The organism is Amycolatopsis circi, from assembly GCF_003385235.1.
Taxonomy (GTDB): domain Bacteria; phylum Actinomycetota; class Actinomycetes; order Mycobacteriales; family Pseudonocardiaceae; genus Amycolatopsis; species Amycolatopsis circi.
Genome location: NZ_PQIA01000095.1, coordinates 1 through 22,401, shown reverse-complemented (window position 1 = coordinate 22,401; position 22,401 = coordinate 1). Strand labels below are relative to the sequence as shown.

Genomic DNA, 22,401 nt, shown 5'->3' with positions numbered 1-22,401 from the left:
CGATGCCAAATGTCCGTGAGGGGAACCCTGAGGGAATCAGAGTCCCTCAGGGTTCCCCTCACGGACATTTGGCCGCACCGCGTTGGCGAGCACCGCGACAGCGCCGCCGCACACGGCGCTACTGAGAAAACCTCATCGGGGCGGTTTAGGTGGCGCCGCGGGTCCAGTTGACCGCCGAGTTGAACGGGCCCTGCATCGGCGGGCCGGGCGTCAGGCCGGAGATTCCTTTGCCCACCGCCAAAGTCTCGGCTTCCTGGAACAGCGGGATCGCGACGTTCTGGGACCACAGTTGCGGTTCCAGCGTCTTGAGCGAGTCGGCGACGGTCGCGGAGCCGGTGAGGGCCGAGTCGATCGTCGCCTGGAGACCCTGGTCGCACAGGCCCGCGGAGTTGGCTGGCACCACGGGTTTGGTCTTGTCCGCGGAGGCCGGTTCGGGCGCGCAGCCGTAGTTGGACGCCAGGACTGTCGCCGGGTCGCCGCCAACGGGTTGGCCCACCACGGCGATGTCGACGCCGACGGTGCTGTTCGAATCCGGGCTCGCCTGCTGTTTTCCGTTCATCACCGGCATGGCCAGCAGCGACGAATACAGGTCGCGCGGCTGCGGTTTGATCTGGTTGACCTCGATGCCGCCCGCGACCAGCTCCGACGCCAGTTCCTTCGCAATCGACGCGTACGGCTCCTGTTCGCCGGGCGACGCGAGCACGATCGACAGCGTCTTGTTTCCCTTGCGCCACACGCCGGCTTCCTTCTTGTACCCGGCGGCGGTGAAGTACTGCTCGGCCTTGGTCGCGTCCGGCGCGGCGGGCGGACCTGCCGGAATGGTGGCCGCGTAACCCTTCGCTGAGGGCGGGAGGACCTGCGCGTCTGCCTTCAGCGTGGCGGACGGGCCGCCCTTCGCCCCGGCGGAGATCAGCTTCCCGCGGTCCAGCAGCGCGGCGATGCCCGCGCGCACCTGCGGTTCAGACAGAGTCGCGCTGACCGGGCGGAGCAGCACCGACGCGGTGAGCGGGCGGGGCACCGTGTGCAACTGGACGGCCGAGCCCAGGTCGTTCAGCAGCTGGAGACCGGTGGAATCGGTATGGGTCAAGGAGAACTGGTCGTTGCCGCTGCGCAGTGCGGTCGCGATGCCGGCCGCGTCGGAGCGGCGCAGGATCAGTGTGTCGACCGCGGCTGGTTTCTCCCAGTACCGGTCGTTGCGCTGGAGGGTCGCTTCGCCGCGGGCAGTGTCGATCGTCTTGATCGCGAACGGTCCGGCTACCGCGGGGAAGCTCGTCGCGAGGGCGTTCGTCCAGCCGCCTGGCGAGTCCTTGAGCAGATGTTGCGGCAGCAGGTTGTCGAACAGCGTCTGCCAGGCCGGATACGGCTTGCTGAAGGTGACCTCGACGCCCTTGCCGCCGTCGCGGGATTCGATGTCCGAGATCAGCCGGTAGCCCGCCGGTTCGATCACGCCGGGGTTCGTCTTCATCGCGTTGGCGAGGTAGATGAAGTCCTCGGTGGCGATCGGGGCCCCGTCGGACCACGAGGCGTCCGGGCGGATCACGTACTTCACCGTGAACGGCACCTGCGAGACGACGTCGGCCGAGACCATCAGCGTCTTGTCGAGCGTGCGCGTGCCGTCGTCGGACTGCCGGAACACCGAGGGCAGCAGCAGTTGCGACAGTGCCGTGGTGATCGTCGACGAGTCCGCGATGCTGTGCGGGTTGTAGCCGCCGACCACGTCGTCGACGCCGACCACGATCTGCGACTGCGCCGCCGCGCTGGTCGTGCTCGACGGCGGAGCCGACGTGACCACCGGGGGCGGCGGGGTGTTCGAACACGCGGCGAGAAGCACTCCCGCCAGCGCCAGCACCGGCCACAGCCGGCGTCCGAATCGCACGCTCGTCCTCCTGAAAGTTCCCGCCGCGCTCCGTGGTCCGAGCGGACATGCTGCCATGCCAGGGCGGGGGCCGGCATCGAGATTCCCACATCGGCCGCCGCTCCGTGACACCGGAGCGGATACCGCCATAAGAGTGGACGCACGAACCGCTGCCGGGGTTCACGCGAAAGGGCGCCTCCCGGAACGGGAGGCGCCCTTTTTCACCTTCGCGAGGTTCAGCTGTTGTTGTCGCGGCTCTTGGCGCGCGAACGCTCCTTGGCGCGGGTGTTGATGTCGAGCGTGACCTTGCGGACCCGCACGACCTCCGGCGCGACCTCGACGCATTCGTCGCTCGCGCAGAACTCCAGCGCCTCTTCCAGGCTGAGCTTGCGCGGGCGGGCCAGCGTCTCCATCACGTCGGCCGAAGACTGCCGCATGTTGGTCAGCTTCTTTTCCTTGGTGATGTTGATGTCGAGGTCCTCGAAGCGCGGGTTCTCGCCCACGACCATGCCCTCGTACACCTCCGCGCCGGGCTCGACGAAGAACGTGCCGCGGTCGGCGAGCTGGATCATCGCGTACGCGGTGATCGGGCCCGAACGGTCGGCGACCAAGGAGCCGCTGTGCCGGGTGCGGATCTCGCCCGCCCACGGGAAGTAGCCCTCGAACACGTGGTTCGCGATGCCGGTGCCGCGGGTTTCGGTGAGGAAGTCGGTGCGGAAGCCGATCAGGCCGCGCGAGGGCAGCACGTAGACCAGCTTGATCCTGCCGGTGCCGTTGCCGCTCATGTCCTCCATGCGGCCCTTGCGGGACGCGAGCAGCTGCGTGATCGCGCCGAGGTGCTCCTCGGGCGAGTCGATGTACAGGCGCTCGAACGGCTCGTGCAGCTTGCCGTCGATCGTGCGCAGCACCACCTGCGGCTTGCCGACGGTCAGCTCGAAGCCCTCGCGGCGCATCTGCTCGACCAGGATGGCCAGCGCCAGCTCGCCTCGGCCCTGCACCTCCCAGGTGTCCGGGCGCTCGGTCGGCAGGACGCGGATCGAGACGTTGCCGATCAGCTCCTGGTCGAGACGGGCCTTGACCAGCCGCGCGGTGACCTTGTCGCCGCCGTTGCGCCCGGCCAGCGGCGAGGTGTTGACGCCGATGGTCATCGAGATGGCGGGCTCGTCGACGGTGATCCGCGGCAGCGCGACCGGGTTCTCCGCGTCGGCGAGGGTGTCGCCGATGGTGATGTCCGGGATGCCCGCGATCGCGACCAGTTCGCCGGCGCTGGCCTCGGACGCCGGGACGCGGGAGAGCGCCTCGGTGACGAGCAGCTCCGAGATCCGGACGTTCTGCACGGTGCCGTCCTCGCGCATCCAGGCCACGGTCTGGCCCTTGCGCAGCTTGCCGGCGTGGATGCGGATCAGCGCGATGCGGCCGAGGAAGTTCGACGCGTCGAGGTTGGTGACGAGCGCCTGCAGCGGGGCGTCGAGGTCCGCGGCCGGGGCCGGGACGTGCTGGAGCAGGGTCTCGAACAGCGGGTCGAGATTCTCGCTGTCGGGAAGGCCGCCGTCCTCGGGCTGGGTCAGCGACGCCTTGCCGGCGCGCGCGGAGGCGTAGACGACGGGCAGGTCGAGGATCGCGTCGTGGTCGGCGTCCTCGATGTCGCTCGCCAGGTCGAGCAGCAGGTCGTGGGTCTCCTCGACGACCTCGGAGATCCGCGCGTCCGGCCGGTCGACCTTGTTGACCAGCAGGATCACCGGCAGCTTCGCCTCGAGCGTCTTGCGCAGCACGAAGCGGGTCTGCGGGAGCGGGCCCTCGCTCGCGTCGACCAGCAGCACGACGCCGTCGACCATGGACAGCCCGCGCTCGACCTCGCCGCCGAAGTCGGCGTGGCCCGGGGTGTCGATCACGTTGATCGTGACCGGGCCGTCGGCGGTCTGGCGATGGATGGAGGTGTTCTTCGCGAGAATGGTGATGCCCTTTTCCCGCTCGAGCTCACCGGAGTCCATCACGCGGTCGACCAGCTCGGCGCGTTCGGCGAAGGCGCCGGACTGGCGGAGCATGGCGTCGACCAGGGTCGTCTTGCCGTGGTCGACGTGGGCGACGATCGCGACGTTGCGCAGGTCGGGCCGGGTCTTGCCGGACGCGCGGCCGGTTTCGACCGCGGTGGCGCTGGCTGCGGGCACGCGAAGACTCCTGAACTTCGAAGAATAAAGGCGGGTGGCACCGCGCGGCGGATCGGGATGACGGGCACCGGACACTGCGACCGGCTCTCGCTGACCGGCTTTGGCCACACGCGGACTTCAATCAGGATACCTGTTGGGCTGGTGTGAGGAGCGCCACGCCCTATGATCGGTTAGGCTCACCTAATCTTGTGGGTGTTCTCCTGGGTGTTGTTGCAGCCGAGTCTGAGGAGTCGCGGTGGGGAAGAAGCACGCGGATGATCCTCGGGCTGTGGTGCGGAAGTTGATGAAGGCCGGGAAGGTCAAGTCGAAGTGCTGCCGGTCCAAGGATCGGTGCAAGAAGTGTCCGGTGCTGGCGTTGAAGAAGGCTAAGAAGCAGGTGGCTAAGGCTGCTTGAGTGCTTTCTGTGCTGCTCGTCGCCTGGCGGCGACATTGCGCATGGGCTTGCGTGGGGCACCCCGAAGCTTGATTGTGATGACGGTCTGAGGGTGCTTGTCAAGGCGGGAAAGATGCCTTGACAAGCACCCTCAGACCGCATTTTGGCTTCGTATCGGGGTGCGGGGGTGGTGTGGGTGCGCCTCGAGTTGGGTGCGTCGGTGGCGGTTGGGTTGTGGGGCGCGCGGCCTGGGTCCCTCGTCGCGTTGGGTGCGGCGGGGCTGCGGGTGGTCCGTGAAGGGCCCCTTGAGGGAATCTAGGTCCGTGAAGGGGCCCCTCACGGACCGTCGCTGGTCGTGAGGGGAACCCTGAGGGACTCAGAGTCCGTGAGGGTTCCCCTCACGGACTTCGCTAGTTGTTTTCCAGGAGTTCGTTCACCAGGTTCAGTTCCGGGGATGTCCTGGTGGGCTGGAAGTGGATGATTTCGTAGGTTGCCAGCTGGGCGATCGCGAAGGGGTCGGTGGCGAGGATCGCGTCCAGTTGTGCGCGCTCCATGGGGCGGGTGATCAGCACGCCGCCGGTGCGTGGCTTCTGGCCTCCGGACGCCAGGAAGCGGCCGTCTTCGTACTGCTTCGTCAGCCACTCGTTGTGGGCGGGGAGAGCACGGTCGATTTCCTCTAGCGGAACGATGTACGTGAGCACGACGACGAACATGGATCGAACCGTAGTCCGGTGCTAGGCTCGCCGCATGCGTTTTCAGAGCACTCAGTGGTGGCCGCCGGTTGGCGGCTCGCTAGCTCTGCGCTGAAAAACCAGCGAAGGCCGCCCGGGTGGGCGGCTTTTTTTGTGCCTGCTCCCGGGGGTCTGCTCATCCCAGGGAGAGGAAAATCCAATGGTCCAGCTGTCCGGCATCACGCCGTCCGGTCACGTTCAGCTCGGCAACCACCTCGGCGCGTTGCGGCGGTGGGCGGCTGAGGGCGGGCCGGACGATCTGTACTTCGTGTCTGATCTGCATGCGATGACCACCGCGCACAATCCGGCGAAGTTGCGGTCGTTGGCTACCGAACAGCTCGCCGTGCTGGTGGCCGCGGGGATCGCGCCGGAGCGGGTGTTCGTGCAGTCTGATCTTGCTCGCGAGCTGGGGGCGTTGACCTGGGTGTTGGAGTGCACTTGCTCTTACGGCGAGGCGGCGCGGATGATCCAGTTCAAGGAGAAATCCAAGGGCCAGGCGGGGGTTCGGCTCAGTTTGCTGACTTATCCGGTGCTGATGGCGGCCGACATTCTGTTGCAGGGCGCGGATGAAGTACCGGTCGGCGAGGATCAGCGGCAGCACGTTGAGCTGGCTCGCACGCTTGCCCGGCGGTTCAACTCCACGTACGGCGAGGTGTTCGTCGTGCCGGAGGCGACGTTGCCGCCGGCGGGGGCGCGGGTGAAGGACTTGGCCGAGCCGACGCGGAAGATGTCCAAGTCCGCGCAGGATTCCGCTGGCGTGGTGTTCGTGCTGGACGAGCCGGATCAGATTCGGCGGAAGATCCGCAAGGCTCGTACGGACGGGGATTCGGTGCCGGTGTACGACCCCGAGAATCGGCCGGGAATTTCGAATTTGCTGGAGATCCTGGCTGCCTGCGTGGGTGGCGAGCCTGCGGAGCTGGCGGAGAAGTACCCGTCGTACGGCGTGCTCAAGGACACAGTCGCCGACGCCGTGATCGAGGAGTTGCGTCCGGTGCGGGAAGGCACGCGCGCGTTGCTGGACGACGTCACCGAGTTGGAACGGGTGCGCAAGGCGGGTGCGGAGCGGGCGATCGATCGCAGTTCGCACCGGGTGTCCGCGGCGTTGCGGATGGTCGGGGCTGCTTGAAGGGCCTCGTGAGTGCTGGTGCCGGTTCTAACCGGCGGCAGCACTCACGAGGGCGTGCAGTGCGGGCAGCAGGTCCCGGTCCGCGGGGAGCCAGTTCAGGTCGTCCAGTTCGTCGTCGCCGACCCAGCGCAGGGCGGTGTGTTCGACCGCTCGCGGTTCGTCGCCGGGAGAAAGCAGTGCGGCGGAGTACACGCGCAGCACTTTTCCGCCCGGCAGCGGGATTTCCGGGCCGACTCGGTCGCCGACGGTGACTACGACGTCCAGTTCCTCGTGGCATTCCCGGGCCAGCGCGAAGGCTTCGGTCTCGCCCTCTTCGACGCGCCCGCCCGGCAGTTCCCACTGGCCCGCGTGATGCGGCGGCCAAGCTCGTTGCTGGGCAAGAAGCTTGCCGTCGCGCACCAGTGCCGCCCCGACGATGACCGCGTCCATGCGCCCAGTCTCCCCCACCGGATTCACCGGTCCGCTCCCGCCCGCCAGGTGACCTCGAACCGCGCGCCGCCGTCGGGCGACTCGCCGACTCGCACCTGACCGCCTCGGCGGCGGACCGTTTCGGCGACCATCGCCAGGCCAAGGCCGGTTCCGCCGGACGAGCGCGCCCGGTCGTCGGACACTCGATAAAACCGGTCGAACACCTTGCTCCGGTGTTCGGGCGCGATGCCGGGACCGTCGTCGTCCACCACGACTCGCACCTTCGACCGCGAAGCCAGCACGGACACCACGATCTGCCCGGACGCGTACCGGCAGGCGTTGCGCAGCAGGTTGTCCAGCACCAGCTCGACCTCCTGGTGCGCCGCCGACGCCCACGCCTGCGCCACCGCGCTGCTCACCCGCGTGTTCGGCGTCCCGGACGGCAGGCGGCGCACTGCCGCGCGGACCTCCGAGACGACCTCGACCGGTTCCGCGGGCGGCACCTCGCCAGCGTCGGAGCGAGCGAGCGCGAGCAGGCCGTCGAGCAGGCCGGACAGCCGCTCGGACTCTTCGAGGATGTCCGAGAGCGTCTCCTGCGACAGCTCAGGATCGGGATTCGTCACGGCCACCTCGGCCTGCACCCGGATCGACGCGACCGGCGAACGCAGCTCGTGCGCCGCGTCGCCGGTGAACCTGCGCAGCCGCTGACTGACCTCTTCCTGGCGTTCGAGCAACGCGTTGAATTCCTCAGCCAGCGCGCGCATTTCGTCGTGCGACGTCGGCAGCGGCAGCCGGGAGCCCGGCGGCAGCGCGCGCACCAGACCGCGCATCCGCGCCACCGGACGCAGCGCGAGCCGGACCACCAGCCAGGTCGCCAGTCCCGCGACCAGCGCGCCGACCAGCGCGACCACGACCAGCCACAACCCGCCGTAATGCACCGCGGCGGCGAACCCGACCAGCCCGGCACCGGCGACGACGAGCCGCTGGCTTCCGTTCGGCGTGCTGACCACCTGGCCGCGCCAGCGTGATCCGTCGGATTGCACCGGCAGGCCCGCCTTGAGCTGCGAGATCTCCAGGTCGGTCAGCTTCGGCCGCGCCTGACCGTCCGCTGGAGCGCCGGAAATGTCCAGCACCCGCACCGAAACCGGGTCAGCCGAGGTCAGCGGCGTCCCGGTGGAGACTGCGCCGGCCGCCGGACCGAGGGCGGCGGTCAGCTCCTTGTCGACCGAATCAGTGAGCAGCGGGTCGAGCTTGTTCGCCGCCAGCGCGGCGAGACCGAGCAGGCAGCCAAGGGTGATCGCCGCGGCCAGCACCGTGATCCGGACCTGCAGCGAACGGCGGCCCCACCACGACGACGGCGAGCCGGTCACATGACCTCGTCGAGCTGGTCGTCGGAGGCGAGATACCCGTGCCCGCGCACCGTCCGCAGCAGCGAGCCCGCGCCGACCGCGTCGAGCTTGCGCCGCACGTAACCCACATACACCTCAACGAGATTCCGCGTGACGGCTTGCTCTTCGCCCCACACCGCGCGCAGCAATTCGTCCTTCGTCACGACCGTCCCGGCGCGGCCGACGAGCACTTCCAGCAACCCGAACTCGCGTGGGCTCAGCGGCACTTCCTGACCGTCCCAGCGCACCTGCCGCAGCGCCCGGTCGACCTCCAGCGCACCAAGTTTGAGCGCGCCGCGCGACGCGTCCGGCCCGGCCCGGCGCAGCACCGCCCGCACCTGCGCGACCAGTACGACAAACGAGAACGGCTTCACGAGGTAACCGTCGGCACCGAGGTCGAGGCCGTCGGCCTGGTCGATCTCGCCGTCTTTGGCGGACACCAGCAGCACCGGCGTGGTCACGTTCTCCGCGCGCAGCCGTTCCAGCACGCGATAGCCGGACAGACCGGGCAGCATGATGTCCAGCAGCACGACGTCGAACGAACCGGTGCGCGCGAGCTGCAGCCCGGTCGGCCCGTCCGCGGCGGTGACCACGTCCATGTCCTCCGCGCGCAGGCCGCGCTGCAGCGCCTTGCGCACACCAGGTTCGTCGTCGACCACCAGCACCCGAGGTTTCACGATCCTCATCATGGCCGGTTTGTGCAGTTGACGCGCGTACTCTCAGTGCCATCTCAGCTGAACGGGCCGAACATTCAGGGGTATCTCAGCCTGGGCAGGGCAACGTCTGCACCGGGAGCCGGGCCCACCAGAGCCCGGGGACACAGGGAGAGACGAGATGGATCCGAAGAAGAAGGCCATCACCGCGGCCGTCGTCGGCACCGCGCTCGGCGTGGGCGGACTGGTCGTGGTGGCGATGCCTGCCTCGGCGGGGGACGCGCCGAAGCTGCCGCAGGTCAGCGCGGAGGACCTGGTCCAGTCAGTGGTCACCGCGAAGCCGGCGCCGTTCGACGGCACCGTGACGGTGAGCAACAACCTCGGCCTGCCGAGCATGGGGGGCATGGCCGGCAGCGCGATCCCGGGGGCGAGCGCGCTGGGCATCGATTCGGCGCAGGTGTTCAGCGACGGCGCCGGCAAGTCGAAGGTGTCGCTCACCAAGGGGCAGGCGCAGGAGACGATCATCCACAACGGCAACACCGTGTGGGACTACGAATCCAAGACCAACAGCGCGACCAAGACCACGATCCCGGCGGACGTCGCGACCAAGCAGCACGCACCGGCCGAGGGCAAGGCCGCCGACCCGTCCACCGCGGCGAAGGAACTGCTCGCCAAGGTGCGCGAGAGCAGCAACGTCGCGGTCGACGGCACGGCCACGGTCGCCGACCGGCCGGCGTACGAGCTGGTCCTCACGCCGAAGCCGACCGAACGCACGCTGCTGCGCGAGATCCGCGTCGCGATCGACTCGCAGACCCGGATGCCGCTGCGGCTTTCGGTGCTGAGCAACGGAACCACCGCTCCGGCGCTGGAGCTGGCGTTCAGCAAGATCGAGTTCGCCGACCAGTCGGCGGATCTGTTCGCCTTCACCCCGCCCAAGGGCGCGAAGGTGACCGAGAAGCAGGCCAAGCTCGACGACCGCGACAAGGCGCTCGCGAACGAGGCCAAGCAGGGCACCAAGCTCGTCGGCGACGGCTGGGACACCGTCGTCACCGGCAAGGTGCCCGCGGACCTGATGAAGCCGAAGCAGGCGCAGGGCGAGGAGAAGGGCGCCGACGTGCAGAAGATGCTGAGCCGGTTCGCCAAGCGGGTCAACGGCCCGTGGGGCAGCGGCTACCTCTTCACCACGAAGGTGGGCGGCGCGGTACTGACCGACGACGGCCGGTTCGCCGCCGGCGCGGTCCCGGAGCAGGTGCTCTACGAAGCGCTGGGCGCCAAGTGACCAGCACCGCGGTCGAAACCGGGGCGGGCATCTCCGACGAGGTGCCCGCCCCGGCGGTCCCGCTGGCCGCGCGCACCCGTGGGCTGCGCAAGGTCTACCGCAGCACGGTCGCGGTGGACCACGTGGACTTGGAAGTGCCCGAGGGCGCCGTGCTCGGCATGCTCGGGCCCAACGGTTCGGGCAAGACGACCACGATCCGGATGCTGCTCGGGCTCGTCCGCCCGACCGCGGGCGAGGTCGAACTGCTCGGCCGGAAGATGCCGGAGGAGTCCGCGCACGCGCTGCCGGACGTCGGCGCGCTGGTCGAGGGGCCGGGCTTCCACCCGTTCCTCTCCGGCCGCGACAACCTGCTGCGGTTCGCCGCCGCCGAACCCCGGCTGGCGTCGTCCGCGATCCCCGGCGCGGTCGACTCCGCACTGGACCGGGTCGGGCTGTCGGTCGCCGCGCGCCGCCGGTACAAGGGCTATTCGCTCGGCATGAAACAACGGCTCGGCCTGGCGAGCGCACTGCTGGTGCCGCGCCGGATGGTCGTGCTCGACGAACCCACCAACGGTCTGGATCCGGCGGGTACCAGGGAGATCCGCCGTATCATCGCCGATCTGCACTCCGACGGCGTGACCGTCGTGGTTTCCTCGCACCTGCTCGCCGAGGTCGAAGCGACCTGTACGCACGTGGCGGTGCTGCAGTCCGGCACCGTGGTCGCCCAGGGCGAACTGGCGGACCTGCTGGAATCGGGGAACGCCGCGCTGCTGGTGCGCACCCCGGACGCCGAGCAGGCAGTGGAAACGTTGCGGGAGAACCGGATCGGGGCCCGGCTCACGCCGGACGGCGTCCGCGCCGACCTCACCGCGACCCCCGCGCCGAGGGTGCTGCAGGTGCTCGTGCAAGCGGGGGTCGAGGTGCACGAGGCGACCCGGGCGAGGACCGGGCTGGAAGACCTGTTCGCGCGGCTGACCGAAGGGGAATCGGCGGCTGGCGACGAATCCGAGGGGGAATCATGACTACCGCCGACGTACTTTTTCCCGCGGAGGCGAAATGACTGCCGCTGCTGTCGCGGTTCCGGTGAGCCGGACCGGACACGACACGGTGCCGCTGCCCCGGCTGTTCGCCGCGGAGTTGCGCTGGATCTTCCGCAGACCGCGCACGCTCGCCGTGCTGGGGCTGCTGGCGCTGGTGCCGATCGTCGTCGGGATCGGGCTCACGCTGGTCGGACAGAACTCCGGGAGCGACGCGCCGGACAACAGCGGCGGCGCGCTGCTGGCGTCGGCGGTGAACAACGCGTTCGTGCTGCCGATCGCCGCGATGGTCATGACCCTTACGCTGCTGCTGCCGCTCGCCTCCGCGATGGCCGGCGCGGACGCGATCGCCGGCGAGGCCGCGCACGGCACGCTGCGCGGCTGGCTCATCGCGCCGGTGAGCCGGGGGCGGCTGCTGGCGGTCAAGGCGTTCGGCGTGGCGACGGTGTCCGTGGTCGCGGTGCTCGCGATGTGCGTGACCGGCGTGGCCACCGGATTGGTCATCAACGGCACGGATTCGCTGTTCACGCTGTCGGGCTCCACGCTGTCGCTCGGCGAGGCGCTGCTGCGGATCCTGCTCGTCGGCGGATGGATCGTGCTGCAGCTGTGGGCGGTCGGCGCGGTCGCGCTGGCGGTGTCGAGCTGGACGGAACACCCGATGCTCGTGGTCGCCTCGGTGCTGGCCGGGAACATCGTGTTCACCATTCTCGGCTTTCTGACCTCGCTGAACTGGCTGCACCCGTTCCTGCTCACCGAAGGGTGGACGCTAGCCCCGACCGCCGTCCTGCAGGATCCGATGGTGCTGACGAGGCTCGGCGAGGGCGCGGTCCGCGCGGCCTGCTACATCGTGGTCGGGCTTTCGCTCGCCTACGGACGGCTCGCCACCCGAGACGGCTGACCTGGGGGTTCAGCCCACCACGGCGATCCCGTTCGGATCCGGCTGGAGCCGGACGGGGTCGCCCGCCCGGAAGTCCGCTCCGGCCGGGGCGATGGCGTCCACAGTGGACTCTCCGCACCGGACGACGAGCCGCAGATGCTCCCGCCGGTGCACTGCGGCGGTCACTTCGCCGGGTACACCTTCTGCGGCGACTTTCAGGCCGTGCGGACGCAATCCGAGCCTTACCGGACCGTCGTCCAGCCCTGGCAGCTCAACGGTTCCCAGCTTCGTTCGCACCACCCCGTCGGCCGCGGTGCCGTCCAGGAACGTGGTGACGCCGAGGAATCTCGCCACGTTGTCGTCGACAGGCTTGTTCCACACCGACCGGACCGCGCCCTCCTGCCGGATTTCCCCGGCGTCGAGCACCGCGACGCGATCGGCGAGCGTGAACGCCTCCTCCTGATCGTGCGTAACCAGCAGCGCGGTGATCTTGCTGCGCCGCAACAGATCCGCCAGGTCGATGGCCAGCTGCTCGCGCAGTCCAGCGTCCAATCCGGACAGTGGCTCGTCCAGCAGCAGCAAGCGCGGTTCCGGAGCCAATGCACGAGCCAACGCGACCCGCTGCGCCTGTCCGCCGGACAGCTCGGTGACCCGTCGCCGTTCGTAACCTTCCAGCCCGACCAGCTTCAGCAGTTCTTCGACGCGCGCCGCGTGCCGTTCGCGAGGCACACCGTGCATCCGCAGGCCGAACGCGATGTTCGCGGCGACATCGCGGTGCGGAAACAGTTGCCCGTCCTGGAACACCAGGCCGAATTCGCGCTTGTGCACCGGTACCGCGGCGAGATCAGCGCCGTCCCAGGACACCGAACCGGACGACACCGGCTCCAGCCCGGTGATCGCGCGCAGCAACGTCGACTTGCCCGAACCGGACGGGCCCAGCAACGCGAGCACCTCGCCGTCGGCGATGTCCAGCTTCGCGTCGCGGACCGCAGCAAACGCTCCATAGTGGACAGTCAGGTCCCGTACCGTGAGCGCCATCAGAACTCCCCGACCGTGCTGCGGCCGCGGACCGAGCCGAACCGGTCGATCAGCGCCACCGCCACCACCGTCACCACCATGAGCAGGGCGCACGAGGCGTACGCCATCTGGTTGTTCAACTCCCCCGGCCGGTTGATCAGCGTCGCGACCGCCACCGGAAGCGTCGGCGCGTCCGGCCGGGCGAGGAAGCTGGTCGCGCCGAACTCGCCGAGCGCGACGACGTACCCGAAGCCCGCCGCGGCCACCACCGATCGCGCGACCAGCGGAAAGTCGATCTCCCGCCACACCCGCGCCGGGCTCGCGCCGAGCGTCGCGGCGGCCTGGCGCAACCGGACGTCGACCGCGCGCAGCACCGGCAGGATCATCCGCACCACCAGCGGCATGATCACCAGCGCTTGGGCGAACGGCACGAGCAGCGGCGACGTGCGCAGATCGCCGGGCAGCGCGTCGAGCGTCACGAGGTAGCCGAAGCCGACGGTCACCGCGGAGACGCCGAGCGGCAGCATCAACGCGACGTCCATGGTCTCGCCCATCCCGCGCGCGAGCCCTCCCGGAGAACGGCGTAGCGCCACCAGCACCACGCTCGCGACCAAGCCGACAGCCATCGCCAGCAGCGTCGCATCGGTGGCGGCAGCGAGCGAGTTCTGCGCCGCGATCCAGCCGGACACCTGCAACGCGCCGTTCTGCCCCACGGTGTTCAGCGCCCGATACCCGGCGAGGCTCCATCCGTCCGAAGTGGACACTGACTCGACGAGCAACGAGACGATCGGCGTCAGCAGCAGACCGAGCACCACGACCGCGGCACCGACCGTCCACCACTCCCCGCCGCGCGGCCGACGCGCGGTGACCTGCGCGGACCGCAGCTTCACCGCGTTCTCCCGCTTCCGGCGCGCCATCGCCCCCAGCACCAGCGCGGCGACCACGGCCGCGAACTGGATCAACGACAACGCGGCCGCTCCAGAGAGGTCGAGCAGGTCGACCGTCCGGAGGTAGATCTCGGTCTCGAGCGTCCGGTAGCTACCGCCGCCGAGGATCAGCACCACGCCGAAACTGGTGGCGCAGAACAGAAACACCACCGCCGCAGCCGACGCGACGGCCGGGCCGAGCGCAGGCAACGTCACCGACCGGAACGCCCGCCACGGCGACGCGCCAAGCGCCCGCGCCGCCTCGGTCGCGCGCGGATCGAGATGCGCCCACAGCCCAGCGACCGTGCGCGCGACGACGGCGACGTTGAAGAACGCGTTGGCCAGCACGAGCGGCAACACGCCGCCGTCCGGCCAGATCGCCCGGAAAGCCAGGCCGACGACCACCGTCGGCAGCACGAACGGAACCAGCACGATCGTCCGCGCCAATCCGACGCCCGGCAGCCGGACCCGCGCCAGCAAATACGCCACCGGCAGGCCGGCGAGCACCGCGACCACCGTCGACGCGGCCGCGCTGGCCAGCGTGAACCCGGCGAGCCGCCACGTCTGCGGGTCGCCGAGCACGGTGTCGACGCCGCCCGCGGAAAACCCCCGGCCGACGATCGCGACGACCGGCCAGGCGAAGAACACCACCAGGAACGCGACCGGCAGCAGGCCGAGCAGCGTGAGCCCGAGGGTGCGCGCGGGGATCACGCGCCCATGAGCGAGCGCCATTCCCCGATCCACTTCTCCCGGCCCGCCTGCACCTTGTCCGCGGGCATGGTGGCCGGCGTCTGCGGCTGCGGCGCCGCGGTGGCCCAGCCCGCGGGCAGTTCGACGCCCTGGCGCGCGGGGTAGACGTACATGTTCGCCGCGACCGTCGTCTGGAACTGCTGCGACAACAGGAAGTCGACGACCTTCTGCGCCTGCGGGATCTGCTTGCCGTTGGTGAGCACGCCCGCGTACTCGACCTGGCGGAAACAGGTGTCGAGCAGGGCCTTGGTGCGCGGCTTGCCGTCCTCGCCGACCTCCGCGGCCGGCGACGAGGCGTAGGACACGACGATCGGGCGCGGGCCCTTGCCCGAGGAGCCGGAGAAGTCCTTGGTGTAGGCCTCCTCCCAGCCGCTGACGGTCTTGAGGCCGTTGTCCTTCAGCTTCTGCCAGTAGCCCTGCCAGCCGTTCTCGCCGTACTTCGCGACCGTGCCGAGCAGGAAGGCCAGCCCCGGCGACGCGGTGGCCGGGCTTTCCGCGACGGTCAGGTCCTTGTACTTGGGGTCGGCGAGGTCGTCGTAGGTCTTCGGTTCCGGAAGGCCCTTGCTCGCGAAGTAGGCCGGGTCGATGTTCACGCACACGTCGCCGAGGTCGACCGCCGCCAGCCGGTGTTGCGGATCGACGGAGTAACGCTGCGGGCCGCGGTCGGCCTCCGGGCTCGTGTAGGGCTGGAAGACGCCCTCGCTGAGCGCGCGGGAGGCGAAGGTGTTGTCGACGCCGTACGCGACGTCGCCGATCGGGCTGCCCTTGGTGAGCACGAGCTTGTTCGTGAGCGCGCCGGCGTCGCCGGACTTGAGGATCTTGAGCTTGATCCCGGACTGGCGCTGAAAGGCGTCGAGCACGTCCTGCGGGGCGGCGAACGAATCGTGCGTGACCAGCGTGACGGTGGGCGTCTGCTGGTCAGAACTCGCGGACGACCCGCCGGAGTCGCCGCTGGACAGCGAACAGGCGCTGGCGAGCACCGAGACCATGGCGAGCCCTGCCACCGTGCGGACGGTCCGCGACATCATTCTTCCCCTCCTGCACTGCGCCGGATGAGGGAGAGCGATACAGCCTCCCTACGCCGGCATGATCCGGATCCAGGTGCGAACGGTCGCGGGTGCGAGCCCGCCTCTCAGCCCGGCGTACCGGACTCCCGTGGCAATGCCGCAGCGTAGCCGACACCATGGAGTGATGACTCAGCTATTGAACGACTCGGCAGTAGACCAGGCCCTCGGCGACGTCCGGGAGTGGCGGCGCGAGGACGACAGCATCGTGCGGATGGCCGAACTCCCGTCCTTCCCGGCGGCGATCGAGGTGGTGGACCGGGTAGCCGAACTCGCCGAGGCGGCCGACCACCATCCCGACATCGACATCCGCTGGCGCACGCTGACCTTCCGCCTCAGCACCCACTTCCTTGGCGGGTTGACCGAACGCGATTTCGCACTGGCCAAGCAGATCGACGAGGTACTGGCGGCCGCTGACCAGGTGTGATGTCCGCAACCCTGGCATAACGAGCAACCCTTTCGCGCGTCTCCCGGACAGACGCGACGGAAGGAGCCGGGATGGTCCAGGCACTAGTGGTAGGGATGGGTTCGTTCGGCCTGATGGTGGCCGCCGCGGGAGGCGTGCTGTGGCACACCGCGCGCAATCGACGTGACCTTGATCACAAGCGGTAACAGTGAGCTAGATCAAGGCGCTATCCCAGCGGTAATCATCGGCACTCGCCCCGCTAGGACCCGCCATGAACAGCACCTCCGCCCAGCTCACCGCCGCACAGCGCACGTTGGTCGCGGCGTTCTCGACCGCTGTCGTCCTCCTGTCGATGATCGTGCTCGGCCTGCTCGGCTAAGCCTTTCGCCGGTTTCCCGCGCGAGTCAGGCGTTCGAGACGATCCGGAACCGCTCCCGGTACTCGCTGGGCGTCGTGTTCAACGTCCGCCGGAAAGACCGGTTCAGCGTCGACACCGTGCCGAACCCGCACACCCCGGCGATTCGCGACAACGTCTCGTCAGTCGTCTCCAGGCGATGCCGCGCAGCCTCGACCCGCGCGTGCTCGACGTAAGCGGCGGGCGTCATCCCCAGCTCAGCCTTGAACACGCGCGTGATCTGCCGGTCCGTCACATGGGCGTGCGCGGCGAGATCGGCGACCGTCAACGGATCCGCCAGGTGAGCAGCGATGTGCTGCCGCAGCTCATCGACGCGCCGGGTCGCGGATGCGGGCTCCAGCGACACGCTGAACTGGCTCTGCCCACCTGGTCGCCGCAGGAACATCACGAGCTGACGAGCCACCCGCGACGCCAGCTCCGGACCGAAATCGTCGGCCACCAGCGCTAGCGCGAGGTCGAGGCAAGCGCTCAGCCCAGCTCCCGTCCACACGGAGCCGTCGCGAATGAAGATCGGGTCCGCGTCGACAGTCACCTCCGGATGCTCCGCGGCCAGCTGCCGGGCGGTCGACCAGTGCGTCGTGGCACGTTTGCCGTCGAGCAGCCCCGCCGCCGCGAGGATGTGCGCGCCGACGCAGACGGACGCCACGCGGCGCGTCTGCCCAGCCAGCCGGCGGACCTCCTCGACCACCGCTGGGTCGCACTGGGCGACGATCTCCCCGTTCTCCCCAGCTGTCACCGCCCCCGGCACGATCAGGGTGTCGATCGACTTCCGGTACAGCTCCGCGAAGGTCACGTCCGGCAAGACCCGCACCCCGGCCGACGTGGTCACCGGGTCCAGCGTTTCGGCCGCGAGCACCACCTCGTAGCCCGTCGGACGGTCCATCTCCCGCTGCAGCAAGGAAAACACCTCAGCGGGACCGGTCACGTCGAGCAGGTCGATCCGGTCGAACAGGACGACGACCAGCAGCCTCTTCATCGCACCCCTCATGTCGGTTTCTGCGCTTTGCATGTCATTGCCGACATCCGCTGGCGAGTCTAGCGTCGATCGTGCGGAACAAGAACGAGAGGAAACCCCAGACATGGCAAGGAAAACGCTGCGGGAGCTGAACGGTCTCGACCAGACCCCGGCAACACTGGCCGACGCGACCCTGATCCTGGTCGACTACCAGAACACCTACACCCGCGGCGTGATGGAACTGGAAGGCTGGCGACCGGCACTGACCGCGGCGAAAGACTTGCTCGCCAAGGCCCGGGCCGCCGGAACGAAGGTGATCCACGTGATCAACGACGGCGGCGAGGGCACGCCGTACGACATCCGCGCCGAGATCGGCAGCATCCATCCGGACGTCGCGCCGATCGAGGGTGAGCCGGTCGTGGTCAAGGGCGCGCCGAACTCCTTCGTGGACACCGATTTGGGCGCGCAGGTGGACGAAGCCGGGCGCAAGAACGTGGTGATCGCCGGGTTCATGACCAACATGTGCGTCACGTTCACCACTGAAGGAGCCTTCCTGCGCGGCAACCACCCGACGGTCGTCGCGAACGCCTGCGCGACCCGTCCATTGCCGACTCCCGCTGGGGAAGTCGGCGCTGATCAGCTGCACAACAGCGCTTTGGCGACCATCGGGGATCTTTACGGCGTGGTCGTTGTGAGCGCCGCTGAGCTGAACTGAACGCTGGCCTCGGCCTCGGCAGGTCCGCCGTCCTGCCGAGGCGGGTTCGTCAGAAGTCGATGAAGCCCGCGACTACTTCGCGGACGATTCCGTCGGCTCCCGATGTGCCGTAGAAGTAGACCGATCCGTAGCCCCAGAGATATTCGTCGATGACGTCCTCGAGTTCTCCCTCGACCGGCCAGCCCTCTTCGTTGACCTGAAAGAGAAACTGATGCCCGTCAGCGCGTACGGCGTCGGCGTAGCTGGGTTCGTTCTGGATCAGCACCGGTTCGTCCGCGATCCGGACCAGCGCGATCGAATCATCCGCGTCAGGCGTCTCGACGAGCGCCGTCGAGCGGAGCCCAGGCCAGCCCATCGCGGTGTGCTCGCCGCGCGGTGACGGCGCGTGGACCAGGGCACGCATCGCCAGGTCCGGATACTCGAGATCGCTGTCGCCGATGCCGAACCCCTTGCGCAGCAACACTGAGACTTCGCTGGCAGGTGCCCAGGGAGCGCAGCCCGCGGGGAGCGTCAGCAGGTAGCTGTGGGTCGCGACAAGCGGATCCGCCTCGATAGCGACGGGCGGCGCGCCACCCAGACGACCTCCGGCCACTCTGTCCGGCAGGGAGGGGGTGAAGAGCACGGGCATGGGTGGAGCTTACGAACTCAAACCGACAATCTTGCGCCCGCGCTTCCCCGGCATCTGTCGAAGACTGATGCCGGGGAAGCCGTTGAGCTGCGAAACCGGTCAGACGTTGAAGCGGAACTCCACCACGTCACCGTCAGCCATCACGTAGTCCTTGCCCTCCATGCGCACCTTGCCCGCCGAGCGCGCGGCCGCCATCGAGCCCGCCTCGACGAGGTCCGCGAAGGACACGATCTCCGCCTTGATGAAGCCACGCTCGAAGTCCGTGTGGATGACGCCCGCGGCCTGCGGGGCGGTCGCGCCCTGCGGGATCGTCCAGGCGCGGGATTCCTTCGGGCCTGCCGTGAGGTAGGTCTGCAGGCCGAGCGTGTGGAAACCCGCGCGGGCCAGCGCGTTCAGGCCCGGCTCCAGCTGGCCGACGGACTCCAGCAACTCGCGCACGGACTCCTCGTCGTCCAGCTCCAGCAGTTCGGCTTCGACCTTCGCGTCGAGGAACACCGCGTCCGCCGGGGCGACGAGCTTCGTCAGCTCTTCGCGGCGCGCGTCGTCGGTGAGCACAGCCTCGTCGGCGTTGAAGACGTACAGGAACGGCTTCGTGGTGAGCAGGCTCAGCTCGCGCAGCGCCTCGCCGTCGATGTCCTTCTGCGCCTGGAACAGCGTGCGCCCGGAGTCGAGGATTTCCTTGGCCTTCTGGGCGTTTTCGAGCGCCGGCCGCGCTTCCTTCTTGGTGCGCGCCTCTTTCTCCAACCGCGGCAGCGCCTTCTCGAGCGTCTGCAGGTCGGCGAGGATCAGCTCGGTGTTGATCGTCTCGATGTCGGACATCGGGTCGATCCGGCCGTCGACGTGCACCACGTCCGGGTCGTCGAACACGCGGATGACCTGGCAGATCGCGTTGGCCTCGCGGATGTTCGCGAGGAACTTGTTGCCGAGCCCCGCGCCCTCGGACGCGCCCTTCACGATGCCCGCGATGTCCACAAAGGACACGACGGCGGGCACGGTCTTCTCCGACGAGAAGATCTCGGACAGCTGGTCCAGCCGCGGGTCCGGCAGCGGCACGACGCCGACGTTGGGCTCGATCGTGGCGAACGGGTAGTTCGCGGCGAGCACGTCGTTGCGCGTCAGCGCGTTGAACAGGGTGGACTTGCCGACGTTGGGCAGGCCGACGATACCGAGGGTGAGACTCACGGCCATGAAGTCTACGTGCTGGGCGAAGACCCCCGCCGACCCGGTGAGCGCGGCCGCAACGTCGTGTCGGTTTTCCGCCAGTCAGGGCTCTCACCTGCTGGCATCATCGACGGCATGGCTACCTCGACCATCCCGATCTGGCGCGACACCGAGCGCTGCTACCGCGCGGTGACCGCCCGCGACCAGCGGTTCGATGGCCAGTTCATCATGGCTGTGCGCACCACGGGCATCTACTGCCGCCCGTCCTGTCCGGCGCTCACGCCCAAGGCAAAGAACGTCCGCTTCTATCCCACTTCGGCCGCCGCTCAGGCCGGTGGTTTCCGCGCGTGTCGCCGCTGCCTGCCGGACGCGGTCCCGGGTTCGCCGGACTGGAACGTGCGCGCCGACCTGGCCGCCCGCGCGATGCGGCTGATCTCGGACGGCCTGGTCGAGCGCGAAGGCGTGCCCGGCCTGGCCCGTCAGCTCGGCTACTCGGAACGCCAGCTCGGACGCGTGTTGACGGCGGAACTGGGCGCCGGTCCGATCCGCCTCGCCCGCGCACACCGCGCCCACTCGGCACGGCTGTTGATCGAGATGTCGCCGCTGCCGCTCACCGACGTCGCGTTCGCCGCCGGGTTCTCCAGCATCCGGCAGTTCAACGAGACAATCCGCGAGGTGTTCGCGACGACGCCGTCGCAGCTGCGTGCAGCTTCGCTTCGCCGCGGAAACCGCAACGAACCAAGCGGCGCGACGCGGCTCAGCCTTCGCCTGCCATTCCGCGCGCCGTTCGACGCCGCGGGCGTGCTGAACTACCACGCCTCACGGGCGTTGCCAGGCATCGAAGCCGTCTCTGAGGACGGCTACGGCCGCACCTTGCGGCTGCCGCACGGCCCGGCGTCGGTGTGGGTCAGCCCGCGTGCTGGCTACGTGCAGTGCGACCTGGCGCTCTCGGACCTGCGCGACCTGAGCAGCGCCGTCAGCCGAGTACGGCGGCTGTTGGACTTGGACGCCGACCCGGAAGCCGTCTCGCGCGTGCTGTCCGCCGACGAGACGCTGGCCCCCCTTGTCGCCGCCGTCCCAGGCATCCGCGTGCCCGGCGCTGTCGACGGCCCGGAGGTCCTGCTCCGCACCCTGCTCGCCGAGGAAGTGGCCGACGTCGTTGGCCTCGGCGAGCCAGTCCCGCCCGCCGATCCGCCGATGGACACCCTGACGACCCTCTTCCCGACCCCGGCCGCCATCGCCTCGGCCGACGTGAAGCCGCTGGTCAAGAAGGTCGCCGCCGCGATCGTCGCCGGTGAACTGGACCCGCACGTGGGCCGGGACGCCGACGAACTGCGCGCGGAAATGCTCGCGGTCGGCGTCGATCCGGCCACCGCCGACTACGTCGTGATGCGCCTGCTCGGTGCCCCCGACGTCCTGCTGTCCTCCAACCCAGCCGTCCGCCGCAGCGCGGCCGAACTGGGCATCGACCTGGCGACCTCCGCGCGCGGCTGGCAGCCGTGGAGTTCGTACGCCAGCCGGTATCTCAGTACCCGAACCGCTTGAGGAGACTTTCCCCGTGCACACCGCCTTCTGGTCCACTTTGGACACCAAGATCGGCCCGTTCACCGCAGTGGTGGCAGGCGACGGCGCCGTCCTCGCCTCCGGCTGGACCGGCGACGCCGCCGAGCTGACGCCGCTCATCTCGCCGTCCCTGGCCCCGACGACCCTGACCGAACGCCGAGACCTGGGCCCAGTGACGACCGCGATCCGCCGCTACCACGGCGGTGACCTGGACGCCGTCGCCGACATCGAAGTACGGCAGCGCTCAGGCCCGTTCCGCGAGCACGCGTGGGAGATGCTGCGCAAAGTCCCGGCAGGCAGCCCGGTGAGCTACGCGGAGTACGCCTCCCTCTCGGGAAACCCCTCCGCGGTCCGCGCCGCAGCGACCGCCTGCGCCCGCAACGCGGCCGCGCTGTTCGTGCCCTGCCACCGGGTGGTGCGGACTGGCGGAGCGATCGGCAACTTCCGCTGGGGAGTGAACGCCAAGCGGTGGCTCCTGCACCACGAAGAGTCCGCCTGACGGTTCGTGCGGGGGCGGTGGCGGGATTTGGCCAGACCAGAGCGGCGAGCGCGGCGAGCGCGGCGGAGGGTGGCCAAGGTGGCACGTGTCGCAGGGGCCAGGGGCGGAGGCTGGCCAGGCCAAAGCGGCAGGTGCCGCAGAGGCCAACTGGGGCGCGACGGCGAGCGTTGCCGGAGTGGCTGAGCCGACGAGGCGACCGTGGTGGAGCTGGCTTGGGCCTGTTACCTGACGGCCGCCCGTCTCCGCCAAGGGCACCCGGCTCGGCTCACCACTTCAGTAGCGGCCCGCCGCGCACTCAGCCCGCCACCCTGCCCGTTCCCGGCCGCGCCGCCCGGCCGCCCAGCCAGCCCGCCCCCCGCCACGCCACCCAGCCCACCTCCAGCCAAGCCGCCAGCCAGTCCAGTTCCAGCCACGCCACCCGGCCAGCC

The 22,401-nt window shown here is 69.4% G+C and carries 21 protein-coding genes and 1 riboswitch; of the genes, 9 read left to right on the top strand and 12 right to left on the bottom strand.

Annotated features, from left to right (window positions below):
• Nucleotides 1-145: 145 nt before the first annotated feature.
• Both D0D37_RS31715 and typA read right to left on the bottom strand, forming a co-directional pair.
• On the bottom strand, nt 146-1,849 hold the full coding sequence (locus D0D37_RS31715) for an ABC transporter family substrate-binding protein (RefSeq protein WP_425266985.1): 1,704 nt from the start codon (nt 1,847-1,849) through the stop codon (nt 146-148).
• Nucleotides 1,850-2,091: 242 nt separating this feature from the next.
• Nucleotides 2,092-4,023, bottom strand: coding sequence for a translational GTPase TypA (typA, locus tag D0D37_RS31710; RefSeq protein WP_116204274.1), 1,932 nt, complete (start codon nt 4,021-4,023; stop codon nt 2,092-2,094).
• Nucleotides 4,024-4,258: 235 nt separating this feature from the next.
• Between typA and D0D37_RS47170 the strand changes: the two genes are divergently transcribed.
• Nucleotides 4,259-4,417 carry a hypothetical protein gene (locus tag D0D37_RS47170; RefSeq protein ID WP_167493596.1) on the top strand — a complete coding sequence of 53 codons (159 nt, stop codon included), beginning with the start codon at nt 4,259-4,261 and terminating at the stop codon, nt 4,415-4,417.
• A gap of 389 nt (nt 4,418-4,806) precedes the next feature.
• Here the strand turns inward: D0D37_RS47170 and D0D37_RS31705 are convergent, their stop codons facing one another.
• The gene (locus tag D0D37_RS31705; RefSeq protein WP_116204273.1) at nt 4,807-5,109 is read right to left on the bottom strand and encodes a YciI family protein; all 303 of its coding nucleotides are present in this window, start codon (nt 5,107-5,109) and stop codon (nt 4,807-4,809) included.
• Nucleotides 5,110-5,287: 178 nt separating this feature from the next.
• Between D0D37_RS31705 and trpS the strand changes: the two genes are divergently transcribed.
• On the top strand, nt 5,288-6,253 hold the full coding sequence (gene trpS, locus D0D37_RS31700) for a tryptophan--tRNA ligase (protein ID WP_116204272.1): 966 nt from the start codon (nt 5,288-5,290) through the stop codon (nt 6,251-6,253).
• Between the two features lie 27 nt (nt 6,254-6,280).
• Here the strand turns inward: trpS and D0D37_RS31695 are convergent, their stop codons facing one another.
• From D0D37_RS31695 to D0D37_RS31685, 3 genes are read right to left on the bottom strand one after another with little or no spacing between them, the layout of a single operon-like run.
• The gene (locus D0D37_RS31695; protein WP_116204271.1) at nt 6,281-6,682 is read right to left on the bottom strand and encodes a (deoxy)nucleoside triphosphate pyrophosphohydrolase; all 402 of its coding nucleotides are present in this window, start codon (nt 6,680-6,682) and stop codon (nt 6,281-6,283) included.
• A 23-nt stretch (nt 6,683-6,705) separates the two neighbouring features.
• On the bottom strand, nt 6,706-8,031 hold the full coding sequence (locus D0D37_RS31690; RefSeq protein WP_116204270.1) for a sensor histidine kinase: 1,326 nt from the start codon (nt 8,029-8,031) through the stop codon (nt 6,706-6,708).
• On the bottom strand, nt 8,028-8,738 hold the full coding sequence (locus tag D0D37_RS31685) for a response regulator transcription factor (protein WP_162834563.1): 711 nt from the start codon (nt 8,736-8,738) through the stop codon (nt 8,028-8,030). The genes D0D37_RS31690 and D0D37_RS31685 overlap by 4 nt, the downstream gene beginning before the upstream one ends.
• A 145-nt stretch (nt 8,739-8,883) precedes the next feature.
• On the opposite strand from D0D37_RS31685, the gene D0D37_RS31680 reads away from it, so the two are divergent.
• Genes D0D37_RS31680 through D0D37_RS31670 form a run of 3 tightly spaced genes read left to right on the top strand, consistent with a single transcriptional unit; the run spans nt 8,884 to nt 11,895 of the window.
• On the top strand, nt 8,884-9,981 hold the full coding sequence (locus tag D0D37_RS31680) for a LolA family protein (RefSeq protein ID WP_116204268.1): 1,098 nt from the start codon (nt 8,884-8,886) through the stop codon (nt 9,979-9,981).
• Entirely contained in the window at nt 9,978-10,982 is a 1,005-nt protein-coding gene (locus D0D37_RS31675; RefSeq protein ID WP_116204267.1) for an ABC transporter ATP-binding protein, read from the top strand. The genes D0D37_RS31680 and D0D37_RS31675 overlap by 4 nt, the downstream gene beginning before the upstream one ends.
• A 34-nt stretch (nt 10,983-11,016) precedes the next feature.
• Nucleotides 11,017-11,895 (top strand): ABC transporter permease, encoded by an 879-nt coding sequence (locus D0D37_RS31670; RefSeq protein ID WP_116204266.1) that lies wholly within the window; start codon nt 11,017-11,019, stop codon nt 11,893-11,895.
• A gap of 9 nt (nt 11,896-11,904) precedes the next feature.
• Here the strand turns inward: D0D37_RS31670 and D0D37_RS31665 are convergent, their stop codons facing one another.
• From D0D37_RS31665 to D0D37_RS31655, 3 genes are read right to left on the bottom strand one after another with little or no spacing between them, the layout of a single operon-like run.
• Complete coding sequence (locus D0D37_RS31665; protein WP_116204265.1) at nt 11,905-12,912, bottom strand: ABC transporter ATP-binding protein; 1,008 nt, start codon at nt 12,910-12,912, stop codon at nt 11,905-11,907.
• Nucleotides 12,912-14,549: an ABC transporter permease gene (locus D0D37_RS31660; RefSeq protein ID WP_244223740.1), complete on the bottom strand. Its 1,638-nt coding sequence runs from the start codon at nt 14,547-14,549 to the stop codon at nt 12,912-12,914. Before D0D37_RS31660 ends, D0D37_RS31665 begins: the two co-directional genes overlap by 1 nt.
• Nucleotides 14,525-15,592 (bottom strand): thiamine ABC transporter substrate-binding protein, encoded by a 1,068-nt coding sequence (locus tag D0D37_RS31655; protein ID WP_116204285.1) that lies wholly within the window; start codon nt 15,590-15,592, stop codon nt 14,525-14,527. The genes D0D37_RS31660 and D0D37_RS31655 overlap by 25 nt, the downstream gene beginning before the upstream one ends.
• Nucleotides 15,593-15,623: 31 nt before the next feature.
• A riboswitch (TPP riboswitch) is annotated at nt 15,624-15,734 on the bottom strand.
• Between the two features lie 24 nt (nt 15,735-15,758).
• On the opposite strand from D0D37_RS31655, the gene D0D37_RS31650 reads away from it, so the two are divergent.
• On the top strand, nt 15,759-16,058 hold the full coding sequence (locus D0D37_RS31650) for a 4a-hydroxytetrahydrobiopterin dehydratase (RefSeq protein WP_116204264.1): 300 nt from the start codon (nt 15,759-15,761) through the stop codon (nt 16,056-16,058).
• Between the two features lie 383 nt (nt 16,059-16,441).
• Here D0D37_RS31650 and D0D37_RS31645 read toward each other — a convergent pair whose 3' ends face one another.
• Nucleotides 16,442-17,428: a GlxA family transcriptional regulator gene (locus tag D0D37_RS31645; protein ID WP_116204263.1), complete on the bottom strand. Its 987-nt coding sequence runs from the start codon at nt 17,426-17,428 to the stop codon at nt 16,442-16,444.
• A gap of 103 nt (nt 17,429-17,531) precedes the next feature.
• Here D0D37_RS31645 and D0D37_RS31640 point away from each other — a divergent pair, with 103 nt between their 5' ends.
• Nucleotides 17,532-18,122, top strand: coding sequence for a cysteine hydrolase family protein (locus D0D37_RS31640; RefSeq protein WP_116204262.1), 591 nt, complete (start codon nt 17,532-17,534; stop codon nt 18,120-18,122).
• 49 nt (nt 18,123-18,171) lie between these two features.
• On the opposite strand, the gene D0D37_RS31635 is transcribed toward D0D37_RS31640, so the two are convergent.
• Nucleotides 18,172-18,750 carry a hypothetical protein gene (locus tag D0D37_RS31635; protein ID WP_116204261.1) on the bottom strand — a complete coding sequence of 193 codons (579 nt, stop codon included), beginning with the start codon at nt 18,748-18,750 and terminating at the stop codon, nt 18,172-18,174.
• Between the two features lie 99 nt (nt 18,751-18,849).
• A complete protein-coding gene (ychF, locus tag D0D37_RS31630) occupies nt 18,850-19,932 on the bottom strand; it encodes a redox-regulated ATPase YchF (RefSeq protein ID WP_116204284.1) in 1,083 nt (360 codons plus the stop codon).
• A gap of 114 nt (nt 19,933-20,046) precedes the next feature.
• On the opposite strand from ychF, the gene D0D37_RS31625 reads away from it, so the two are divergent.
• Nucleotides 20,047-21,456: a DNA-3-methyladenine glycosylase 2 family protein gene (locus D0D37_RS31625; protein ID WP_116204283.1), complete on the top strand. Its 1,410-nt coding sequence runs from the start codon at nt 20,047-20,049 to the stop codon at nt 21,454-21,456.
• 13 nt (nt 21,457-21,469) lie between these two features.
• On the top strand, nt 21,470-21,973 hold the full coding sequence (locus D0D37_RS31620; protein WP_116204260.1) for a methylated-DNA--[protein]-cysteine S-methyltransferase: 504 nt from the start codon (nt 21,470-21,472) through the stop codon (nt 21,971-21,973).
• The last annotated feature ends 428 nt before the right edge of the window (nt 21,974-22,401 follow it).